The organism is Paraliomyxa miuraensis (assembly GCF_026337845.1).
GTDB classification, from domain to species: Bacteria; Myxococcota_A; Polyangia; order Nannocystales; family Nannocystaceae; genus Paraliomyxa; species Paraliomyxa miuraensis.
This window is the reverse complement of sequence record NZ_JAOVZF010000079.1, coordinates 1-791: the sequence shown is the minus strand read 5'-3', so window position 1 is coordinate 791 and position 791 is coordinate 1. Positions and strand designations below refer to the sequence as shown.

Sequence of the window (791 nt, the reverse complement as noted above, 5' to 3'; positions counted from 1 at the left end):
CGTGCTCGGCCAGCCTAGTACGCCGAGATCGTGATGTCGTCCACGTTGATCCAGTCGGAGTCGTTCGAGGCATCGCAGCGGAACCGCAGCCGCGCCACGCTGCTGAAGGTGTACGAGCCCGAGTCGACGGTGATGATCTCGTTGTTCATCGTGTTGTTGGCGAAGTCGGCGGGCTGGGAGAGATCGGCGATCACCTGCCAGCTCGAGCCGTCGTACAGCTCCACGAAGAAGTTCTCGCCGTTCTCCATGCTGCGCGCGTAGTACCAGAAGTCGACCTCGAGGTTCGTGTAGCCGCTGAGGTCGATCGTGTTGGAGTAGAACGACGAGGCCTGTCCCGAGTTGTCGCGGATCTCGGCCGAGTAGCTGCCGCCGTGCGCATAGCTGGCGTTGTTCAGCCGCTGGGCATCGGTGCCGCCGTCGATGTAGATGCCCCAGCCGCTCTCGAAGTCGGCCTGATCGAGCACCGTCCACGGGGGCGGACACGCCGGATCACCCGTGCAATCGGGGTCGTCACAGTCGACCAGCGTGTCGCCGTCGCCGTCGATCGTGTCGTCGCAGTCCAGCTCGAAGCACGCGGGGTCCTCCCCGCAGTCGGCATCGTCGCAGTCCACGTCGCCGTCGCCGTCGTCGTCGACCGTGTCGTTGCAGACCTCGGGCTCCGCACATGCCGGGGTCCCCAGGCAATCGGCGTCGTCGCAGTCCACGTCGGTGTCACCGTCGTCGTCGAGCGAGTTGCCGCAGACCTCCACCATGCCCCCGGCCGCCTCCACGTCGAGGAACACGCCGCTGGG

1 pseudogene is annotated in these 791 nt (G+C 66.1%); it reads right to left on the bottom strand.

Annotated elements, in window-relative coordinates:
* Window positions 1-14 precede the first annotated feature (14 nt).
* Window positions 15-791: pseudogene (locus OEB96_RS00355) on the bottom strand (hypothetical protein); the annotation flags it as partial.